The organism is Streptomyces recifensis, from assembly GCF_002154615.1.
GTDB lineage: Bacteria > Actinomycetota > Actinomycetes > Streptomycetales > Streptomycetaceae > Streptomyces > Streptomyces griseoluteus.
Map to the genome: position 1 here is coordinate 1 of NZ_MUNH01000824.1, position 880 is coordinate 880.

At 76.0% G+C, this 880-nt stretch carries 1 protein-coding gene; it reads left to right on the forward strand.

The features are described 5' to 3' along the window. Positions 1 to 880 (forward strand): MFS transporter (locus CCN33_RS30055; protein WP_086696466.1); only part of this gene is annotated, 880 nt, incomplete at both ends.

The following is an 880-nucleotide window of genomic DNA, read 5'->3' on the forward strand; positions in this document are numbered from 1 at the left end:
CGCCGACCGGTTCCCGGCCCGGCGGGTGCTGGTGGTGTGCGACCTGGTGTGCGCCGCGTGCGTGGCGGTGATGGTGGTGCCGGGGACGGGGGTCGCGGTGCTGCTGGCGCTGCGCTGCGGGGTCGCCGTCGTCTCGCCGGTCTTCTCCGGCACCCGGATGGCGACCCTCGCGGACGTCCTGGGCGACGGCGACGCCTTCGTGCTCGGGCGGTCCCTGATCCGGATCGTCTCGCAGAGCGCGCTGCTCGTCGGGTACGGGACCGGCGGCCTGCTGCTGACCGTCGTCGGCCCCCGGCACGCGCTGCTGATCACGGTCGGTACCTTCCTCGCCTCGGCCGCTCTGCTGCGCTTCGGCACCCGGCGGCGGCCGGCCCGTCGGCGGCCGGAGCGGGCGGAGGAGGGCGGGGGGACGCGCGCGCTGCTGGGCGACCGGCGGGTGCTGGTGCTGCTGCTCGTCTTCTGGGTGCCCGCGATGTTCCTCGTCTTCCCCGAGGCGCTCGCCGCGCCCTACTCCCACACGCTCGGCGCGGGCTCCACGGGGCTCGGGCTGCTGATGTGCGCGCTGCCCGTCGGCACGATCGCCGGGGAGCTGTTCGCGGGGGCGCGGCTCGGGGCGGCGACGCGGGAGCGGATCGTGCTTCCCCTGCTCGGCCTGGCGGTGGTGCCGTACCTCGGTTACGCCCTGGCTCCCGGACTCTGGCCCTCGCTGCTGCTCCTGGTGCTGGCCGGGGCGTGCTCGGCGTACACCCTCGGGCTGGACCAGTGGTTCGTGCGGGCGGTGCCGGAGGAGCTGAGGGGGCGGGCGATGACGCTGCTGAGCGCCGGGCTGATGACGATCCAGGGGGTCGGCATGGCGCTGGCGGGGGTGGTGGCCGAGGTC